The 1,804-nt window shown below is 67.5% G+C and carries 2 protein-coding genes; one reads left to right on the top strand and one right to left on the bottom strand.

Translation table 11 applies throughout. The annotated features are described in order from the left end of the window. Positions 1-86: 86 nt before the first annotated feature. Positions 87-647, bottom strand: coding sequence for a DUF4352 domain-containing protein (locus ABZU75_RS46285; RefSeq protein ID WP_355569928.1), 561 nt, complete (start codon positions 645-647; stop codon positions 87-89). A 287-nt stretch (positions 648-934) separates the two neighbouring features. On the opposite strand from ABZU75_RS46285, the gene ABZU75_RS46280 reads away from it, so the two are divergent. Continuing rightward, entirely contained in the window at positions 935-1,753 is an 819-nt protein-coding gene (locus ABZU75_RS46280) for an ABC transporter substrate-binding protein (protein ID WP_355569925.1), read from the top strand. The last annotated feature ends 51 nt before the right edge of the window (positions 1,754-1,804 follow it).

Here is a 1,804-nt window from a genome sequence, read left to right as displayed (position 1 = left end):
GTGACGACGCTGAAAGGCTGGTCGCTCGCCCCTCCGGTACGGTCGATCGTGCCCTCCCGCCACGCCAGGAGCGCGACGAGCTCGGATCAGGACAGTGGCACCCGCACGCCGTCGGTGGTGCCCCCCACGCCGAGGGGCGGGTCGCCGAACAGCCTGATCGCGGAGACCTGCGCCTCGGAGGGGATGTCGTACCACAGGTCCATTTCGATCCTGACCTGGGCGCCGAGCGGGAGGGTGTCCGGCTGGCGCTTGATGGCCTGCGCGAACTTGTCGATCGTGTGGACGGTGCCGTCGGCGGCGATGAGCTGCTGCCGCTTGGCGTCGAAGCGGGAGTTGGTGCGCCCGGGGTTCTCCACGAGGATCCGTACGACCACGTACTGGCCCTTGGCCTGCCACTCGGCGTGGCTGCCGAAGAAGCCGCTCAGGCCCTTCTGCAGGCCGATCACCTGGAACCGGGTGTCGCCGTCGGTCACCGGCGCGGCCCGGACGGGGCTCTCGCCCGGCCGGACCGGGCGCGGCGGGAGTTCGTAGGTCGAGGTGGGGGTGGCCGAGGGGGAGGCGGATGCGGCCGGTTCCCCTGCGGTGCAGCCGGACAGGACGGTGACGGCGAGAGCGACACCGGTGAACAGGATCAGGGGGGCGCGCACATCGGGCAACGTAACCGAGTCGGACCCCGAAGTTCAACGACCGGCCCGGCCGGCGTTGACGATCCGGCAAGTGTTCGCATCCCGGGCCGCGGCGGGAGCAGGGTGTGAATCGGGGGGCTCCTGACACGGTTGTTGTCCGAATTGTGTCATACCGGTGATCTGCACGATTATGCAGGTGATGGAGCATGACCTGCATTGAGGTATCCATAAAAGAAGCGACATTTGACCGTAAGGAGGCCTTTGTGGGCCTGAGTTTTGTTTCCCGTCGTGCACTCACGGTGGGCGCCATGGTCGTCGCCGGTGCGCTCGGCCTTGCGGCCTGCGGTGGTGGCGAGACCACCAGCGCGAGCCCGAGCGATGGTGCCTCGGCAAGCGCTCCCGCGGCTGCGGCCGGCCCGCAGGTGATCACCCCCGGCAAGCTGACCACCTGCACCAACCTGCCCTACGAGCCCTTCCAGTTCAAGGAGGGGGAAAAGGTCGTCGGTTTTGACGTCGACATCGTCGACCTGGCGGCCAAGAAGCTCGGCCTGACGCAGGAGATCGTCGACATCGACTTCGCCGTCATCAAGAGTGGTGCGGCGATGGCGGCGGGCAAGTGTGACGTGGCCGCCGCCGGTATGACGATCACCGAGGAGCGCAAGGCCAACATCGACTTCTCCGAGCCCTACTTCGACGCCACGCAGGCACTGCTGGCAAAGAAGGGGGCCGGCGCGGCGACCCTTGACGAGGTCAAGGCCAAGGGCCTCAAGCTCGGCGCCCAGGCCTCGACCACGGGCCTCGACTACGTCAAGGGCAAGGGCCTGGACCCGAAGGAGTTCGCCGACTCTCCCAAGGAACTGCTCGGTCTGCAGTCCGGACAGGTCGACGTGATCGTCCAGGACCTTCCCGTCGTCCTGACCTGGCTGAAGAAGCCCGAGATCGCGGAGAAGTTCGAGCTGGTCGCCAGCCTCGACACCGGCGAGCAGTACGGCGTCGGCCTGAAGAAGGGCGCCGACCCGGTCCTGCTCAAGGCGATCAACGACGCGATCACCGAGGCCAAGGCGGACGGCACCTACGAGCAGATCTTCGTCAAGTGGTTCGGTAAGAAGCCCGGGGAGCTCGGCTAACCGATGACGGACCAGCCAACGACGACCGAGCCCACTCCCGGCGGGGGCGCC

The organism is Streptosporangium sp. NPDC005286 (assembly GCF_040607515.1).
Classification (GTDB): Bacteria; Actinomycetota; Actinomycetes; order Streptosporangiales; family Streptosporangiaceae; genus Streptosporangium.
The sequence above is the reverse complement of the archived record's forward strand: the minus strand, read 5'-3'. Positions and strand labels throughout refer to the sequence as shown.